The organism is Chryseobacterium sp. PvR013, assembly GCF_017833095.1.
GTDB lineage: Bacteria > Bacteroidota > Bacteroidia > Flavobacteriales > Weeksellaceae > Chryseobacterium > Chryseobacterium culicis_A.
On record NZ_JAFIBT010000001.1, the window covers coordinates 4,383,011 to 4,401,046 of the forward strand.

General features: G+C 37.0%; 16 protein-coding genes and 8 tRNA genes. 23 read left to right on the top strand and 1 reads right to left on the bottom strand.

The window, feature by feature from the left end; translation table 11 throughout:
- Positions 1-48: 48 nt before the first annotated feature.
- The 14 genes from JOE44_RS19980 to JOE44_RS20045 all read left to right on the top strand — a co-directional run bounded on the left by JOE44_RS19980 (position 49) and on the right by JOE44_RS20045 (position 10,218).
- Positions 49-936 (top strand): tyrosine-type recombinase/integrase, encoded by an 888-nt coding sequence (locus tag JOE44_RS19980; protein ID WP_209789263.1) that lies wholly within the window; start codon positions 49-51, stop codon positions 934-936.
- Positions 933-1,223 (top strand): HPF/RaiA family ribosome-associated protein, encoded by a 291-nt coding sequence (locus tag JOE44_RS19985; RefSeq protein WP_209786941.1) that lies wholly within the window; start codon positions 933-935, stop codon positions 1,221-1,223. The genes JOE44_RS19980 and JOE44_RS19985 overlap by 4 nt, the downstream gene beginning before the upstream one ends.
- Positions 1,224-1,332: 109 nt before the next feature.
- Positions 1,333-1,406: transfer RNA gene (locus JOE44_RS19990), tRNA-Thr, on the top strand.
- A 19-nt stretch (positions 1,407-1,425) separates the two neighbouring features.
- Positions 1,426-1,506, top strand: a tRNA-Tyr gene (locus JOE44_RS19995).
- A gap of 88 nt (positions 1,507-1,594) precedes the next feature.
- A tRNA-Gly gene (locus tag JOE44_RS20000) sits at positions 1,595-1,667 on the top strand.
- An 89-nt stretch (positions 1,668-1,756) separates the two neighbouring features.
- Positions 1,757-1,830, top strand: a tRNA-Thr gene (locus tag JOE44_RS20005).
- A gap of 20 nt (positions 1,831-1,850) precedes the next feature.
- Positions 1,851-1,931: transfer RNA gene (locus JOE44_RS20010), tRNA-Tyr, on the top strand.
- An 86-nt stretch (positions 1,932-2,017) separates the two neighbouring features.
- Positions 2,018-2,090: transfer RNA gene (locus JOE44_RS20015), tRNA-Gly, on the top strand.
- A 42-nt stretch (positions 2,091-2,132) separates the two neighbouring features.
- Positions 2,133-2,204: transfer RNA gene (locus JOE44_RS20020), tRNA-Thr, on the top strand.
- A gap of 250 nt (positions 2,205-2,454) precedes the next feature.
- Complete coding sequence (locus JOE44_RS20025; RefSeq protein WP_105681621.1) at positions 2,455-3,135, top strand: response regulator transcription factor; 681 nt, start codon at positions 2,455-2,457, stop codon at positions 3,133-3,135.
- A complete protein-coding gene (locus JOE44_RS20030; RefSeq protein WP_209786942.1) occupies positions 3,136-4,500 on the top strand; it encodes an ATP-binding protein in 1,365 nt (454 codons plus the stop codon). It begins immediately after the preceding gene.
- Between the two features lie 218 nt (positions 4,501-4,718).
- Positions 4,719-5,960, top strand: a complete 1,242-nt coding sequence (locus JOE44_RS20035) for a TolC family protein (RefSeq protein WP_105681619.1) — start codon at positions 4,719-4,721, stop codon at positions 5,958-5,960.
- Positions 5,961-5,964: 4 nt separating this feature from the next.
- Positions 5,965-7,050: an efflux RND transporter periplasmic adaptor subunit gene (locus tag JOE44_RS20040; RefSeq protein WP_209786943.1), complete on the top strand. Its 1,086-nt coding sequence runs from the start codon at positions 5,965-5,967 to the stop codon at positions 7,048-7,050.
- Positions 7,051-7,119: 69 nt separating this feature from the next.
- Positions 7,120-10,218, top strand: a complete 3,099-nt coding sequence (locus JOE44_RS20045) for a CusA/CzcA family heavy metal efflux RND transporter (RefSeq protein WP_209786944.1) — start codon at positions 7,120-7,122, stop codon at positions 10,216-10,218.
- 83 nt (positions 10,219-10,301) lie between these two features.
- On the opposite strand, the gene JOE44_RS20050 is transcribed toward JOE44_RS20045, so the two are convergent.
- Positions 10,302-11,801, bottom strand: a complete 1,500-nt coding sequence (locus JOE44_RS20050; protein WP_209786945.1) for a DUF4394 domain-containing protein — start codon at positions 11,799-11,801, stop codon at positions 10,302-10,304.
- 325 nt (positions 11,802-12,126) lie between these two features.
- Here JOE44_RS20050 and tuf point away from each other — a divergent pair, with 325 nt between their 5' ends.
- The 9 genes from tuf to rplA all read left to right on the top strand — a co-directional run bounded on the left by tuf (position 12,127) and on the right by rplA (position 18,026).
- A complete protein-coding gene (gene tuf, locus JOE44_RS20055) occupies positions 12,127-13,338 on the top strand; it encodes an elongation factor Tu (RefSeq protein WP_105681615.1) in 1,212 nt (403 codons plus the stop codon).
- 57 nt (positions 13,339-13,395) lie between these two features.
- Positions 13,396-13,466: transfer RNA gene (locus JOE44_RS20060), tRNA-Trp, on the top strand.
- 12 nt (positions 13,467-13,478) lie between these two features.
- The gene (gene secE / locus JOE44_RS20065) at positions 13,479-13,685 is read left to right on the top strand and encodes a preprotein translocase subunit SecE (protein ID WP_002976410.1); all 207 of its coding nucleotides are present in this window, start codon (positions 13,479-13,481) and stop codon (positions 13,683-13,685) included.
- Between the two features lie 19 nt (positions 13,686-13,704).
- The gene (gene nusG, locus JOE44_RS20070) at positions 13,705-14,247 is read left to right on the top strand and encodes a transcription termination/antitermination protein NusG (RefSeq protein WP_105681614.1); all 543 of its coding nucleotides are present in this window, start codon (positions 13,705-13,707) and stop codon (positions 14,245-14,247) included.
- 426 nt (positions 14,248-14,673) lie between these two features.
- On the top strand, positions 14,674-15,294 hold the full coding sequence (locus tag JOE44_RS20075) for a hypothetical protein (protein ID WP_209786946.1): 621 nt from the start codon (positions 14,674-14,676) through the stop codon (positions 15,292-15,294).
- A gap of 12 nt (positions 15,295-15,306) precedes the next feature.
- Positions 15,307-15,954 carry a hypothetical protein gene (locus JOE44_RS20080; RefSeq protein ID WP_209786947.1) on the top strand — a complete coding sequence of 216 codons (648 nt, stop codon included), beginning with the start codon at positions 15,307-15,309 and terminating at the stop codon, positions 15,952-15,954.
- Positions 15,955-15,961: 7 nt separating this feature from the next.
- Positions 15,962-16,630, top strand: a complete 669-nt coding sequence (locus JOE44_RS20085) for a hypothetical protein (RefSeq protein WP_105681611.1) — start codon at positions 15,962-15,964, stop codon at positions 16,628-16,630.
- A 248-nt stretch (positions 16,631-16,878) separates the two neighbouring features.
- The gene (gene rplK / locus JOE44_RS20090; RefSeq protein WP_209786948.1) at positions 16,879-17,322 is read left to right on the top strand and encodes a 50S ribosomal protein L11; all 444 of its coding nucleotides are present in this window, start codon (positions 16,879-16,881) and stop codon (positions 17,320-17,322) included.
- A gap of 11 nt (positions 17,323-17,333) precedes the next feature.
- Positions 17,334-18,026 carry a 50S ribosomal protein L1 gene (rplA, locus tag JOE44_RS20095; protein ID WP_076354938.1) on the top strand — a complete coding sequence of 231 codons (693 nt, stop codon included), beginning with the start codon at positions 17,334-17,336 and terminating at the stop codon, positions 18,024-18,026.
- The last annotated feature ends 10 nt before the right edge of the window (positions 18,027-18,036 follow it).

Below are 18,036 nucleotides of genomic sequence, written 5' to 3' on the forward strand. Positions count from 1 at the left end.
TCTTAAATTCTTATATTTGAGGAGTGAATTTTTATTTTTATACCTATGATGCTGGAAAAGTTTTTAGAATACTTACAATTCGAAAAAAGATATTCTCCTCATACTATTACAAGCTACAAAAAAGACCTTGAAGACTTTTCCCATTTCTTTCTCCGAACAGAATCTTCCGACAATTTAGCCAAAGCAGACAAGAAAATTATCAGAAATTTTATTGTTGAACTAAGCGAAAATAATATTTCCAAAAGAAGTATCAATCGAAAACTATCTTCTCTCCGCAGTTTTTATCTTTTTCTTTTAAAAATAGGAGAAATTAAAGTTTCCCCAACAGAAGGAATCTCTTCTCTGAAGTTTTATGCTGAAAAACAGATTCCTATATCTAAAGAGGAAATGACAGACCTTAATGAAAGAATCTTCCAACAGGTGCATGATCTGCTTGAAGAATGCATTATGGAGGTTCTTTATCAGACCGGAATGCGTAAAGCCGAACTTTGTGGCCTGATATTTGAGAATGTTGACTTATATGAAAATGAATTAAAAGTAATAGGAAAGGGGAATAAAGAAAGAGTAATCCCTATTTCCAACGAATTGTCTGAACTCCTTAAAAGTTATCTGGAAATAAGAAATCCACAGACAGAATTTAAATCATATTTTTTCGTCAATAAGAAAGGGAAAAAACTCAACGAAAAATTTGTTTATGTGGTAGTTAATAAGTACCTTAGTCTTGTAACAACGAAAGAAAAAAGAAGTCCTCATATCCTTCGGCATAGCTTTGCTACACACGTTTTGGATAATGGGGCGGAGATCTCCAAAGTGAAAAAAATATTAGGGCATTCCAGTCTTGCCAGTACTCAAGTCTATACGAATGCTAATATTGAACAATTGAAAAAAGTGTTTAATCAGGCTCACCCTCGAGCATCAAAAAAAGAAGAATTATGAAGATTTCAGTTCAATCAATTGGTTTAACACCACACGAACCACTAGAGTCACACATCGACAAAAAAGTAAGCAAATTGGATACCTTTTATGACAAAATTCAAGATTGTAAGGTATTTTTAAAAGTAGAAAATAACGCTGATAAAGCGAATAAAACAGCTGAGATTATTTTGGCGGTTCCAGGAGATGATATCGTAGTAAAGAAGACATCTGCGAGTTTTGAAGAAAGTTTGGACCTTTGTGTTGATACAGCTAAAAAGCTATTAATCAAGAAAAAAGAAATGGCATAGGAAAAAAAGTTAAAAAAAGTTTATAAAATATTTGAGAATTCAAAAAATCCGTTCTATATTTGCACTCGCAAAAAAGGAACAGCGATCTTTTGAATTCTTTTTTATATTTGCCTCCATAGCTCAGTTGGCCAGAGCACGTGATTTGTAATCTCGGGGTCGTGGGTTCGAATCCCTCTGGAGGCTCATAAAATATAAACTTTTTGGGGAGATTCCAGAGTGGCTAAATGGGACTGACTGTAACTCAGTTGCTTCGGCTTCGTAGGTTCGAATCCTGCTCTCCCCACTTTATATTTTTATAAAAAAAACTTGCAAGATTAAATAAGTTTTCTTAGTTTTGCACAGCGTTTACCAATAGTTTTGGAAACAAAATTGCGGAAGTAGCTCAGTTGGTAGAGCGTCAGCCTTCCAAGCTGAATGTCGCGGGTTCGACCCCCGTCTTCCGCTCAATAAAATCACACAATAAAAGTGATTTTTTTTAACACTGAAACGTGTAGAGTAGAGTTTCTCAATCACTTTCAGTCTTTTATTAAAATGCCTCCATAGCTCAGTTGGCCAGAGCACGTGATTTGTAATCTCGGGGTCGTGGGTTCGAATCCCTCTGGAGGCTCATTTTAATATAAAATATCTGGGGAGATTCCAGAGTGGCTAAATGGGACTGACTGTAACTCAGTTGCTTCGGCTTCGTAGGTTCGAATCCTGCTCTCCCCACATTTTATATTAATAAAAAACTTGCAAGATTAAATAAGTTTTCTTAGTTTTGCACAGCGTTTACCAATAATTTTGGAAACAAAATTGCGGAAGTAGCTCAGTTGGTAGAGCGTCAGCCTTCCAAGCTGAATGTCGCGGGTTCGACCCCCGTCTTCCGCTCAACAAAAAATCATGCTACTCAGTGTGATTTTTTTAGTTGATGCCGACTTAGCTCAGCGGTAGAGTGCTTCCTTGGTAAGGAAGAGGTCACGGGTTCAAGTCCCGTAGTTGGCTCTCGATTTTCCCGAATTTCTTCGGGATTTTTTTTTACCCAATTTTTACACTCAAAAGAAATTCATTTGTTGATCTGGGTATTTTACCGTTAAGCATCTGTTTAGATAACTTCCCAAATAATGTGACTCTAATCTTTCATAAGGTTTTTTGATCTGTAAGGAATATGTATTGGGGGTCATGAAAACTTTTACTTCACCTTTAGAATCACAATCGTAAAATTTTCGTTAAATTCGTGTAAAATAAATTTTTGATGAATATTCTTTTATTGGAAGATGATCTCATTCTGTCTGCAGAACTTTGCAGATTTTTAGAATCAAATAATTTTAACTGTGATAAGATCTATGACGGAGAGACTTTTCTCCGCCAGATAAAAAACAATACTTACGATTTGTATCTGCTGGATATTAATGTTCCTAAAATAAATGGACTTGATGTATGCCAGACGATCCGTTCTTTTGATAAAAATACCCCAATCATTATCATTTCGGCCTACGGAGATATCTCTGATAAAAAAGATGCCTTCACCAGGCTGGCAGATGATTATCTTGTAAAGCCTTTCCAGTTTGAAGAACTTCTTTTAAGAATCAATTCACTGCTGAGACGAAAAGCTCCTTCTGATAATTCAGATCAGGATATTCTCAGAATTGATGATCTTATCATCAATAAAACAGAACAAAAAGTGTATCGTGGAGGAAATGAAATCACCCTTACCCTAAAAGAATTTCAGCTGCTGGTTTATCTTGCGGAAGCGCAGGGAAGAACCGTTTCCAAGCAGCAGATCACAGAACATGTCTGGGAACACAATTTTAATACCAATACCAACACGGTAGAAGTTTATATCAATTTCCTGAGGAAAAAGATTGATAAGGATTTTAAAATAAAACTCATCCATACCCGTTCAGGTTTCGGATACTACCTAAGCCCATTATAAATGTCTTTAAAAAGAAAGATAGCTTTAACGATCAGTATCGCCTTTTCATTGCTTTTTGGAATGGTGATGGCGGTCATTTATTTATCTTTTAATGATTTCAGAAGGGATGAGTTTAAAGAACGATTCAGGCAGAGGCTTGAGTTTACGTCTCATTTCATCTCAAAATCTAAAGACTTTGAAGAGGAAGCTCCCGTTTTTTTCAATGAAAACTCTGACAATATTCTTTTGAATGAAAAGATTTTAATTTTCAACGAAAAAAAAGAATTGATCTACAGTACCATCAAAGACCGGAATGTCATCTGGGACAGTGCAATGCTTAAAGAGCTGGATAAGAAAAAGATTATCTATACAGAAAAGACGGTTCCGGAGATCTATGCTGCGCTCAGAAACATTAATGGAGAAAACTATTATATTCTTACGAGTGCCTTTGATACCAACGGGAAATCCAAGTTGGGATATCTTAAATATCTTTTGATCACGGCTTATGTGATGAGTACTATGCTTATTGGTTTTTTCAGTTATTATTTTGTAGAAAAGTTTCTACGTCCGCTGGAAGACCTGAATAAAGAAATTTCTGAAGTTACGGCTCATAAACTAACCACACAGATTCCTGTGGAACAATCCAATGATGAAGTAAGTGTTCTAGCAAAATCTTTTAATACGATGATCGGAAGGCTGGATGATGTATTTCAGTCGCAAAAGGATTTTACGGCAAGTGCTTCCCATGAGATCAGAACACCTATAACAAGAATGGCGTTTCAGCTGGAGAACCTGATTAAATTTGAGGAGCATTCCCCGGAAACCCTTTCTTCTCTAAAACAGATTCAGCGGGATGTATACCAGCTGTCGGATCTTACGAACTCACTTTTACTGCTTACGAAATTTGATAAAGAAAATATTCAGAGTATTTATGAGGAAGTAAGGATTGATGAAGTTATTTTCGAAGCCTTTGAAGCGGTAGAGAAAAGTTATCCACAACTTAAGCTGGACTTCCTGATTAATGAAGATAATTCTGAGAATGCTTTTCTGATGATCAAAGGAATTCAATCACTATTGGTGATTGTCTTTATTAATCTCTTTAAAAATGCGGCTGTATATTCGGACAATACTGAAGTAAACGTATTAATAACTGAAACGAATGACAATCTTTTTGTAGAAGTCATTTCCCATGGAAATACAATTCCCGAAGAAGAACAAGCTAAATTGTTCGAAGCTTTTACAAGAGGAAATAATGCTCAGAATATAGCAGGATCCGGGTTAGGTCTTAGAATTGTCAAAAGAATCCTGGAATACCACGATGCAGATATTAAGTACTCTTCACCTGAGGATTGCATGAATAAGTTTACATTATTTTTTAAAAAATAAAATTAAAGGCAACTGGTTACGAAAACGGTTGCTTTTTTGTTAAACTCTGGATTGAGTTTTTTACTATAAAATTCAATGATTGGAGAAAAATATATTATTTTCATCTGCCGATTTTTACCATAAACGTCCTGTTTAAGCCCATTTTAATATTTTTTTAAGCGTCATTTAAGTTTCTTTTAATCGCATCAAAGCAATTTTGTATTTTAAAAAGAAAAATAATGAACAGAATTGCAGTGCTGTGCCTCGCCATTTCCTCATTCATGGCAGCACAACAGCAGATGTCTCTTTTGGAATGCGAAGAAGCCTTTCAGAAGAACAACCTCCAGCTGCTCGCCGAACAATATAACATCAATATGGCTGATGCGGATATTCTGCAGGCTAAAATCTGGGAATTACCTCAATTAAGCGGACAGTTTAATGCTTACAACCCTCAGGATAAAAAGTTTTTTGATGTAGGACATTCCAAAGGAGCAGGTATTACTCAATTGATTTATATGGGAGGCAAAAAGAAAAACGAAATTGCTTTTGCCAAATCCAATAAAGAACTTGCCCAGCTTCAGTTTTCACAATTGCTGGTGGATTTAAGATCTCAGCTCCGTTCTGCCTATTTCAACCTTTACTATGAAAAACTGAAACTGGAGAATACCAACAGGCAGCTGGGGTATATGAATGATCTTTTAAATGCCTATCGTGCACAATCAGCAAAAGGAAATGTTTCCCTTAAAGATGCTGTAAGACTACAGAGTATTGTGATCCAGCTGAATCATGATAAACTGGAAATCAATAAAAATATCCTTGATTTTGAACAGAATCTAAAAGTTTTGACAGGAACTTCGGAAGAGATAGAGCCTGTGATGTCTGAAACTGAAGCTAAAGATGCGCTGGCAGCCCAGCCTTTTGGTGATGAAGAAGAACTGAAAAGTAAAGCTCTGGAAAATAATGCAGATTACAGATACAATTTAAAACTTATTGATAACAGTAAGCTGTATGCCCAGTGGCAGAAATCAATGAATGTACCGGATGTTACTGTAGGTGCTGCATGGGACCAGGCAGGCGGAACTTTTAATAATGAAGCGAATCTGACGTTGGGAATTCCTTTGCCATTATGGAAAGCAAATCAGGGTAATGTGGTAAAAGCAAATTATGCCATTCAGCAGAACCAGAAAAATGCAGATTTTCAGAAACTGACTCTTGAAACGAAAGTTCAGTCTGCTTATAAAACATGGAAAGCTCAGTATGATCAGCTTCTGGATGTGAAAACTACGGATCTTCAGAATATGGAACTTGTCTACAACGGAATGCTGAACAATTTCAGAAAAGGAAATGTCAACCTGATTGAATTCACGGACTTTATGGATAGTTACCGAGAAACAGCTCTTCAGATCTATGATATGAAAAATGAAATCATGCAGTCTGCGGAGCAGCTTAATCAACTCATACAAACGAAAATCTTCTATTAAAATCATGAAAACATATATTATCCCCGCATTGATGGTCGTTTCATTATTGGCCTGTTCAAAAAAAGAGGAAGAGAAAAATATTCACGCTAAAAAAGGATTTGAGCTTAGCAACACGATGTTGAGTTCTATTTCCCTGGCAAAAGTTGAGAGAAAGAATATAGAAGATGAATATAGCTTTTACGGAAAAATCTCTGCCGACAAAAATAGTTATATAGATGTTTACCCGCTGGTAGGAGGAAATGTGATGAGTGTAAATGTTGAACTGGGAGACTACGTAAGAAAAGGGCAGGTGCTGGCAACGATCAGAAGTACTGAGCTTGCAGAAATTCAAAAGGATGTAAGCGATGCCAAAACAGATCTGGTAGTAGCAAAAAATAATCTTCGCGTTGCCAAAGAGTTGTACGAAGGAAAACTCAATACAGAAAGAGATGTTTTGGAAGCTAAAAGCCAACTTCAAAAAGCCGAAGACCAATTGCAGAGAGCTGCTGCAGTAAGTACGGTTTATAATGTGAAAACCGGAAATATATACAGTGTAGTAGCACCCATCAACGGTTATATTGTTCAGAAAAGTATCAATAAAGACATGCAGCTGAGAAGTGACAGAAGTGATAATATTTTTGATGTTGCCAATACCACCAATGTTTGGGCAATCATGAATGTGAACGAATCTGATATTGATAAGATCAGTCTTGGAATGAAAGCCCAGGTATCCACTCTCTCTTATCCGGATAAAGTTTTTGACGGGAAAATTGATAAAATATTCAAAATTATTGATCCGCAGACCAATGCCATGCAGGCAAGAGTTGTCCTGGATAATGCCAACGGATTGTTAATTCCCGACAGTAAAGCCACTATAAAAGTTTCCAGCCTTGAAAGCAGTACTACCTTGGCGATCCCTTCCAAAGCTGTGATTTTTGATGATAATAAAAGCTTTGTTGTGATTTTTAAATCCAGAACAGATGTGAAAATCCGAGAGATAAAAGTATTAAAACAGGTAGGTGACGTTACCTATATTGCAGACGGTTTGAAAGAAGGGGAAGAAGTGATAACCAACAACCAGCTGCTGATATACCGGTCGCTGAACAGCTAGTCTTATTAAACCATTAAGAATATCTATGTTTTTCTTTAACGGCTTTTTTAGGTCATCAATTTATCTATCATGAATAAATTCATTAAAAATATAATTGCTTTTTCATTAAAAAATAAAGCATTTACCTTTATCTGGGTAGCGATTTTAGCCATCTCCGGTTTTATAAGTTTCAAAAATATGCCTATTGAAGCTTTTCCGGATGTAACCAATACCCAGATTGTCATCATTACCCAATGGAATGGGCGTAGTGCAGAAGAAGTAGAACGTTTTGTCACTACACCCATCGAATTGGCGATGAGCCCGGTTCAGAAGAAAACAAGTGTGAGAAGTACCACCATGTTTGGGCTTTCCATTGTTAAGATTCTGTTTGACGACGGGGTGGATGATACTTTTGCCAGAAATCAGGTTAATAACCAATTAAGAACCATTAGCCTTCCTGATGAGGTAGACCCTGAAGTACAGCCACCCTACGGGCCTACCGGAGAGATTTTCAGATATACGCTGGAAAGTAAAACAAAAGATTCCCGGGCATTGCTTACCCTGCAAAACTGGGTGATAGACCGTTCTTTAAGAGGAGTTCCCGGTGTTGCTGATATCAATGTCTTTGGAGGGCAGGATAAAGTTTTTGAACTGAGTATCGATCCGAGAGCTTTGGATAAATATAATCTGACACCGCTTCAGGTATATGATGCCGTTACCAAGAGTAACCTGAATGTAGGAGGGGATGTTATTGAAAAAAATGGCCAGGCTTATGTAGTAAGAGGAATTGGCCTCGTAAAATCAGTAGCTGATATCGGAAATATTACCATCCAGAATGACAGTGGAAACCCGGTCCTGGTAAAAAATGTGGCAGAAGTTCATGAAAGCTCCATGCCCAGGGTAGGACAGGCTGCCCTGAATCATCATGATGATACCGTGGAAGGAATCGTTGTCATGAGAAAAGGAGAGAATCCAAGAGAAGTTTTGGTGGGAGTAAAGGCAAAAATTAAAGAGCTTAACGAAAAAATACTTCCAAAAGATGTCAAAATGGTTACTTTCTACGACCGTGATAATCTGATGGACTTTACTACTCATACCGTAATGCACAACCTTATTGAAGGAATTGTATTGGTAACCGTAATTGTACTCATCTTTATGGCAGACTGGAGGACAACTTTGATTGTTTCCATCATCATTCCTCTATCTTTACTGTTTGCATTTTTATGTTTAAAACTGGCTGGAATGAGTGCCAACCTGCTTTCGCTGGGAGCCGTAGACTTTGGGATCATCATTGACGGAGCCGTCGTCATGGTAGAAGGCCTCTTCGTGATGCTGGATCATAAAGCGAAACGGTACGGAACGGAGAAGTTTAATAAGCTGGCAAAAGGAGGCTGGATCAAACAAACCGGTACCGGATTAGGAAAAGCAATATTCTTTTCAAAATTAATTATCATTACGTCCCTGATTCCTATTTTCTCATTCCAGAAAGTGGAAGGGAAAATGTTCTCTCCTTTGGCTTTTACGTTGGGATTTGCACTAATAGGAGCCTTGATATTTACGCTGACACTGGTTCCTGTTCTTTCCCATATTCTTTTGAATAAAAATGTAAGAGAAAAAAATAACCCGTTTGTTAATTTCTGGGACAGAATTGTTTTGAAAGGCTTTAATTTAACATTTAAGCATAAAAAAACGAGTATGATCGTGGCGATTTCCTTTCTGGCTTTGACTTTATTCTCCGGTAAATTTTTAGGAACAGAATTCCTGCCACAGTTGAATGAAGGTTCATTATGGATCACCGCAGAAATGCCAATGAGTTCCTCGTTAAAAGAATCTTTGAAAACAGCAGATCTTTTAAAAAAAGATATTATGAGCTTTTCCGAAGTAACGGATGTTCTCGCACAGACAGGAAGAAGTAATGACGGAACAGATCCTAATGGATTTGGATTCGTACAGTTTGCTGTGAATCTTAAACCAAGAGAAGAATGGAAACGTAAGATTACTTATGACGAATTAATCAACGAAATAGACAAAAAACTCAGAAGTTATCAGGGAATTACATTTAACTATTCCCAGCCGATTTCGGATAACGTAGCAGAAGCCGTAGCAGGTTTTAAAGCAGAAAATGGAATTAAAATTTATGGTGATAATCTGGAAACCCTGGACAAGTTAGCCAATGAGGTTTTATTGAAGATTAAAGATGTAAACGGAGTAAAAGATCCCGGAATTATTAAAAATATAGGGCAGCCAGAAGTGAGCGTAGTACTTGACAGAGATAAAATGGCAGCTTACGGAGTAATGCCGGCAGATGCACAGGCAGTACTGGAAATGGCTTTTGGTGGAAAAACGGCTTCAGAAATGTTTGATGGAGAAAGGAAGTTTCCGATCCGTCTTCGTTATTCTCAGGAATACAGAACAAATGAAAATGATATTGCAGCTCTGATGGTGCCTACACAGGATGGAGCAAAAATTCCTTTAAAAGAAATAAGTACCATCGTTAAAGATAACGGAGCCGCATTTATTTACAGAGACAATATCAAACGATATATTGGCGTTAAATTTTCAATTCGTGACAGAGATTTGGGAAGTACTATTGCGGATGCTCAGAAAAAGGTAGAAATGATTGAACTTCCGGACGGCTATTCTGTAGGATGGACAGGCCAGTTTGAAAATCAGCAGCGCGCCTCCCACCGATTAGCGCAGGTAGTGCCGGTGAGTATCCTGATGATTTTCTTCCTTTTATTTATTCTGTTTGGAAATATGAAAGATTCTCTTCTGGTATTAGCGAATGTCCCTTTTGCTTTAATAGGAGGAATTATTGCATTGCATGTTACCGGAATCAACTTTGGAATCTCTGCCGGGGTAGGGATGATTGCCCTTCTGGGAATTTGTATCCAGAACGGGGTGATTCTTATTACAGAATTCCATCAGAATGTCAAAGATGGGATGGATATAGACACCGCGATACTAAATGGAGTGAAATCCAGAACCAGACCTGTTATTATGACAGCACTCATGGCTTCCATCGGGCTTATGCCGGCGGCATTGTCTACAGGGATCGGATCAGAATCCCAGAAACCTCTGGCAATTGTCATTATCGGAGGACTGATTACTGCAACAGTGCTTACCCTGCTTATTTTTCCAATTATCTTCTGGATCTTCAACAGAGCAAAAAAGCTCAGTCAAATTTAATTAATCTTTCATTTATATTAGTCAGCAGCGCGGAAAACAAAGTTTTCCGCGCTGCTCCATTATTAAAATAAAATAGGATGAGTTTAAAATCCTAGCCCTACTGTAAAAGCTTTTACAGAATTAGGGTAATTAGAGACTGATGTAGCAGCTCCTGTTGTTGTATTAATGGTATAAATTTTTGTAGAGGAACCTACAGATGCCATTAAATATGCTTTTTGGCTCATACTTCCAATATCAAAACCATTAGTATTTGTAATATTAATTCCTAAAGAACCTGTTTCTACTAAAGTTCCATTGTTAGGAGGGTTTTGCTGATATAATTTATCCGTATTATGATCAATCACAAATAAGGTTGTTGAGGTAGCTCCGGCAAAGTTGTTGGTATAGGCAGCTGCGCTTATCATGGGAGTTCCCGGATTCAGTGTAAGATCTGCAGCAGCAATTGTTCCATCATTAGGATTGAGACGGAGATTTTGTCCTGTATTGCTTACTACTCTTATTCTGTCAACTGTTGGATTGAAGTCAAATCCGAAATCCGTGCCGGAAAGCAAGGTAGAAAATGGAGATGCTCCCACAGCAGTAGCGGCGCCTGTGCCTAAGTTAATTGTGTAGATTCTGCTTGAACTTCCCAATGCATACAATTGTCCATTTACAGGACGGAAATCTATTCCTAAAATATTTTCACCGCTTTGTAACCCTGCTATTATTTTGGAAACAGGCATCGGGCTGTTAGGATTGAAAATCTGAAGATTATTTGAATTGTCAATAGCATAGGCTACCGGTTCTGTAGGAATCGCCAGATCAATAATTGCCTGTTGAAGAGAACCTATTGAAGTTGCTTTTCCATTATTCAGATCCAGAATATGTAGTTTATCATTGAAAGCTAACAATGCTGTATTGTTATCAAATTTAATATCAAAAGAAGCTTGTCCGGTAAAAGTAGTTCCCAGGTTCCCTACCTCTATTAAACTGCCATTATTGGGAGGATCTTGTTTATATAATTTTCCTAATGCCGGATCAATGTCATATAAAATAGTTGTAGTAGCACCTGCTTTACTGTTGGTATAAGCTAATCCTGTTATAGAAGGATTCCCTGTTCCATTAATATTAGAATCAGTAGCTGCAACAGCACCTGTTTCCGGATGCAGACGTAGATTTTGACCAGTATTGCTCACCAAACGGATTCTATCAACGGTAGGATTGAAATCAATAGAAGCAATTGTTCCGGAAATCAAAGGAGCAAACGCTGTTGTGCTTACAGCTCTTGCTGAAGCATTGGTGGTATTGATTATATATAATTTACTGGCATTTGATACTGCATACAATTCTCCTGTGGCAGGTCTGAAATCTATACTTAATAATTTTTCTCCTGAAGGAACACCTGTTACAGTCGTTTTTGAAGTGAAGGTTTTCGGATTGTTGGAATTAAAATAAACAAGTTCATTCATGGCTGTTATTCCATATACCATAAGATCCGGACCCTGAGGTATGTTCTCTGACATAGGGTTTTCATCTGAATTGTCACATGAAAATAGTGCTGCAATTGTAAATAAAGCCAAACACATGTGTAATAGTTTTCTCATAATATTAATTTTAGTTGTTACTATATCTACGAGAAAAAAAGTAAGATGGATTTAAGAATATAATGATTGTCTGAATATTTTTTTATCGCTTATTATATTCATAATTAGCTAGATAGTTTATATTTTTTAATAAAACGTTTCTAATGATTTTTTTCAATCCGGAAAAATGTGTAAATTTGCAGTCTCAATACGTTGAAATATAAGGTTTGTCCTTCACTGGATGAGAATATTGAAAGTTTTTTTAATAAAAAGTTTTTGGTATTTAAAAATTCATTATATTTGCACACCGAAAATTTGAAAAACAATAAATAAATAATTTTAAATCATGGCAAAGGAAACGTTTAATCGTAACAAACCACACTTGAACATTGGTACTATTGGTCACGTTGACCATGGTAAAACTACTCTTACAGCTGCTATTTCTGCTGTATTAGCTAGCAAAGGTCTTGCTGAGAAAAAAGACTTCTCTGCAATTGACTCTGCTCCAGAAGAAAAAGAAAGAGGTATTACTATCAATACTGCTCACATCGAATACGAAACTGAAAAAAGACATTATGCTCACGTTGACTGTCCAGGTCACGCCGACTATGTTAAGAACATGGTAACAGGTGCTGCTCAGATGGATGGAGCTATCGTAGTATGTGCTGCAACTGACGGTCCAATGCCTCAGACTAGAGAACATATCCTACTTTGCCGTCAGGTAAACGTACCTAGAATCGTTGTTTTCATGAACAAAGTTGACATGGTAGACGATCCTGAGTTGTTAGAGCTTGTTGAAATGGAACTTAGAGACTTATTGTCTACTTACGAATTTGACGGAGATAACTCTCCAGTAATTCAAGGTTCTGCTCTAGGTGCTCTTACAGCTGCTACTGCATCTCCTGCTAACACAGAAGATAAGTGGTTCAAAAGCGTAGAAGAATTAATGGATGCTGTTGATACTTGGATCGAGCAACCACCAAGAGATACTGATAAGCCGTTCTTGATGCCAATCGAAGACGTATTCTCTATTACAGGTAGAGGTACTGTAGCAACTGGTAGAATCGAGGCTGGTGTTATCAACACTGGTGATCCAGTTGATATCGTAGGTATGGGTGATGAGAAATTAACTTCTACTATTACAGGAGTTGAGATGTTCAGAAAGATCCTAGATAGAGGTGAAGCTGGAGATAACGTAGGTCTATTGTTGAGAGGTATTGAAAAAACTGACATCAAGAGAGGTATGGTTATCGCTAAGAAAGATTCAGTTAAGCCACACAAGAAATTCAAAGCTTCTGTTTATATCCTTTCTAAAGAAGAAGGTGGACGTCACACTCCATTCCACAACAAGTACCGTCCTCAGTTCTACGTAAGAACTACTGACGTTACAGGTGAGATCTTCTTACCAGAAGGTGTAGAAATGGTAATGCCTGGTGATAACTTAGAGATCACTGTAGAATTGTTACAACCAATCGCTCTTAACGTAGGTCTTAGATTTGCGATCAGAGAAGGAGGTAGAACAGTTGGTTCAGGTCAGGTTACTGAAATCATAGACTAATCATCTTAAAAATATAAAAAGCTTCCGTAAGGAATTTCTTTACGGAGCTTTTAATCTACGGGCATCGTCCAATGGTAGGATACCGGTCTCCAAAACCGTTGATCAGGGTTCGAATCCTTGTGCCCGTGCAAATATAAATTATGAGTTCATTTGTCGATTTTTTAAAAGGTTCTTATAACGAATTCAGACATAAAGTTGAATGGCCAAAATGGGCTGACCTACAGTCTTCTACAATTGTAGTGACTATTGCGACAGTTATTCTGGCTTTATTTACCTTTGGAGTTGATGAATTGTTTTCAAAAGCAATCAGCAACATAATAGGAATGCTAATCAACTTGTTCAATTAATAATTAAGTATTTTCCATAATGAGCGAATTGAAATGGTATGTGCTGAAAGCTATCAGCGGACAGGAAAATAAAGTGAAAAACTATATTGAGACAGAAATCAAACGTCTAGGGTTTGAGCAGTACGTTACTCAAGTGGTTATTCCTATGGAAAAGGTGATCCAAATTAGAAACGGTAAAAAAGTTCCTAAAGAGAGACCTTACTATCCTGGCTACTTGATGATTGAAGCTGACCTGATGGGAGAGATTCCTCACGCTATTAAGAATATTCCTGGAGTTATTTCTTTCTTAAGTTTGACAAAAGGTGGTGATCCTGTTCCAATGAGAAAATCAGAGGTTAACAGAATGCTTGGAAGAATGGATGAACTTTCAGAATTTGCAAGCGATGTTGAGATTCCTTATGTAGTAGGTGAAAACGTTAAAGTGATCGATGGTCCTTTCAACGGATTCAATGGTACAGTTGAGAAGATTCTTGAAGACAAAAAGAAAATTGAAGTTTCTGTATTGATCTTCGGTAGAAAAACTCCAATGGAACTAAGCTACATGCAAGTAGAAAAAGTATAATAATTACTTATAAAATATAAAAAAGACTGCTATTAAGCGGTCTTTTTGCTTTACACCATTTCTGTTAATTTAGACCGATGTAAATTAACGATTATGAAGAAATGTATTTCTGTATAATTTTTCATAATTATTTTTCTTCTATTCTTTAATTCTCAATATCTGTTAGTTACGCCTGCAAAGAGCTTCCCTTTAATTTAATAATCACTATATTGGGAATAGATTTGTTTTTGCAGATCGAAGTCCTTTCCTTATGCTTAATTCACTTTCGGATGGCATACTTCTTGCAACAACATGGTAACTAATCCAAAAATTTTATATTTTTTTATTTTATACACTGCTTGCAGTTGTATGGAGCATTTATGCTTTTAATAAAAAAAGTAAAACCTGAATTAGTAAAACACAAGTCTTATATAAACACATAACCCAATGACAAAAATTATTTCGATGATCATTCTAGTGAGTGTATCAATGCTCACGAGTGCGCAGGTTGGTATCAATACTGCTACACCGGAAAAGGAACTTACCGTGAACGGTACAATGAAGACATCAGGAATTGTTTTCAAGCAGCCCATGGAGAAACTGAAAGCGGACGAGAATTACACTTTCATTATTAAATCTCCGGCTCCGGAAAACAAAATTACAGCGTACAATGATTCTTTTGTACCTAATTCACCGGCTCCGATTAATCTTATTCAGTTTAAAATTACCTGCGATCCTTCAGACAAGGATTGGGTAAATCAGTTTGACACAAAGATCAATTCCAACAAGTTTTTGGTCGTGATCTCTTCTTTTGGATTTACACAGCCTACAAGAACTTATACAGCAGACTGGGTGACCCCAATGCCTCAGATCTTTGCGTATTCTTCAGGAGGAACATGGAAGCTTAAGGCAGATTACCAGGGATTTGCTCCTGATAACTCTTTTCCAACAGGAGTCTGGACACTGAATTTATTGGTATTTGACAGATCATATGCCAAAGATTTTACTACTACACAAAACCTTAATGCTTCAACTACGGGTGCTGCAGCAGCTCCTTTAATTCAATAAAACATAAACTATATGAAAAAAATTATTGCGATACTCTTTACGGGTTTTGCCGCTTTAAGCATGCATGCCCAAGTAGGAATCAATACTAAAACACCTAAAGGTACCCTGGATGTTGAAGGAGAAACATTGGTAGAATCCTATTTAATAGATACTGAAAATACAAAGGCAAGCGGAAATTATCTTCTTCTTACCCGTTCAAAAGATACTTCACCGGTAGGTAAGGTGAAGCTGTTGGATATAACGCTCCGTAATGTAGCACCTGTAAACATGTATAATGTTGTATTGAAAAATGTAAGACAAGATGAAGTGGTAAACCTCAATACAGGATTAGATGCGGGTAAATATGTTGTGGCTATTACAGGTGCTGTTTTTACAGGAGCGGTTTCAGCAGCGAATACCACCACTAATCCCAAATCATATGGTTCTTATGCAACTGAAATTACTCAGGTAACCAGCGGTGGTATAAAATATCATGCTATTAATTTGGCTTTTAAAGGAGCAGGAACTGTTTCTTCCCAAAATGGTACCTGGACACTTACCTTAAATGTCTTTGAAAAATCATTGGTTAAAGACTGGGGAACTTTCAATGGTTCTGTTTCAGCATCCGCTTCACCTGCTTATTCAGGAGTTTCAAACACTACACCTCTAGGACTTCAATAAAAATACTATGAAAAGAAAAATTTATATCACAATAATCATGTGTCTGGGGATATTTTTGAATGCCCAGAAAGGAAAAGTAGGAGTGAATACAGCAAACCCTACGGAAACACTTGATGTTAACGGAAAAACATATACGAATTCTCTATATCTAAGAAATCCGGGAGAACCTACCATGACGGGAGGTAGCTTTTTAGCAACTTCACAAAATGGTTTGCAATTGTATGATCCTTCTTTGGAAAGCAGCGGACTTTTCAATTACCTTAAGCTTACGCTAACAGGAGTATCGGGAACAGGAATTGCGGATTATGATACCAAAATTGATGCAAACAATTTTTTGGTTATCCTTCACAACTACTCATTCAAACTGAATGATGGAACTACCAACGTAATGCTTGATTATGGGGACAATGGTGTGAATGATAACAAACAGGGATCACCAGATGTTGTTGCTTTCAAAAGTAACGGGACATGGCATGTAAGAGCAAGGTTTACAGACAGCAGAATTCTTGCAGTGAGTTCATCCACTCCATCCAGAACTTATAACAACTTTACGGTTGATCTTTATCTGATGGCCTATAGAAGACTGATAGAAAAACAGAATATCAGCGACATCAATGCTGACCTGGGAGGAAATGATGGTTCTACCCAGACGATTAACAAACCCGCAGGTTTTTAATTAATATTTCCTGTTAAAATATATGAAACGGTCATTGGGATTCCCTGACCGTTTTTGTTTTGCTGATGGTCATGATTTATTTTTTTTTCTTTAAAACTTTTTAAAAATCAGCAATTTCCGTTTGCTATTTCAAAAATATTTTATACTTTTGCAGTCCAAAAAGTAGGTTTATCATAAGTGAGTAGGATAACCTGCTGAATAATAAATGCTTCCAAACTCATTAATTATTCAAATTTAAAAAACAAACAATGGCTAAGAAAGTCTTTAAAATGGTAAAGCTTCAGGTGAAAGGTGGCGCAGCTAACCCTTCTCCACCAGTAGGTCCAGCATTGGGTTCTGCAGGTGTGAACATCATGGAGTTTTGTAAGCAATTTAACGGAAGAACCCAAGATAAGCCAGGGCAAGTTTTACCTGTAGTAATTACAGTATACGAAGACAAATCTTTTGAATTCGTTATTAAAACTCCACCTGCAGCAATCCAGTTAATGGATGCAGCTAAAATCAAGGGAGGTTCTGGTGAACCAAACAGAAACAAAGTAGGTTCTGTAACTTGGGAACAAGTAAAGAAAATCGCTGAAGATAAAATGGCGGATCTTAACTGTTTTACATTGGACTCTGCTCTTTCTATGGTTGCAGGTACTGCTAGATCTATGGGATTAAGAGTAACAGGAACTAAACCAACTAACGCTTAAAACCTAAAGAAATGGCAAAATTAACTAAAAAGCAAAAGGAAGCTTTAAGCAAAGTAGAAAAAGGAAGAATCTATAACCTTGAAGAAGGTTCAGCTCTTGTAAAAGAAGTGAACACTACAAAGTTTGATGCTTCAGTAGATATCGCTGTAAGATTAGGTGTAGACCCAAGAAAAGCAAACCAAATGGTAAGAGGTGTTGTATCTCTTCCTCACGGTACTGGTAAAGATGTTAAAGTATTAGCTCTTGTAACTCCAGATAAAGAAGCAGAAGCTAAAGCTGCTGGTGCTGACTATGTAGGTCTAGACGAATATTTACAAAAAATCAAAGACGGTTGGACAGATGTTGACGTTATCGTTACTATGCCAGCTGTAATGGGTAAATTAGGTCCATTAGGTAGAGTATTAGGTCCAAGAGGTTTAATGCCAAACCCTAAATCAGGAACTGTAACAATGGAAATTGGTAAAGCAGTAACTGAAGTAAAAGCAGGTAAAATTGATTTCAAAGTAGACAAGTATGGTATCATCCACGCTGGTATTGGTAAAGTATCTTTCGATGCTGCTAAGATCAAAGAAAATGCGCAGGAATTGATCTCTACATTGATCAAAATGAAGCCAACTGCTGCTAAAGGAACTTATGTAAAAAGCATTTATTTGTCTTCTACAATGAGCCCTGGTATTGCAATTGATACAAAATCTGTTAACTAATATTTAATCC